Annotated in this window: 1 protein-coding gene; it reads right to left on the bottom strand. The window is 46.8% G+C overall.

The window, feature by feature from the left end; all coding sequences use genetic code 11:
- Positions 1-231: hypothetical protein (locus EHS11_RS19995; RefSeq protein WP_210413645.1), on the bottom strand; the 231-nt coding region annotated here is incomplete at both ends.

Genomic DNA, 231 nt, shown 5'->3' with positions numbered 1-231 from the left:
CACCGGTTCCTATGATACCTCCGGACAGTTTGTTCACGGCGTTAAAACTCTTTGCATACATATTCTCTATCGATCGCAACGGATTACTCATAGACATCGTATTCGCACGGGCCTTAACTTGCTTTTCTTGCATCTTACCGCGCATAAAGCTCATGATGTCGGAAACAAACGCTATCTGATCTTCACTCCCTCCCGTAGCCCGGATAAACGCTCCCGCCAAACTCGAATTAA

The organism is Leptospira ilyithenensis (genome assembly GCF_004771005.1).
Lineage (GTDB): Bacteria > Spirochaetota > Leptospiria > Leptospirales > Leptospiraceae > Leptospira_A > Leptospira_A ilyithenensis.
This window is presented reverse-complemented; position numbering and strand designations above follow the sequence as displayed.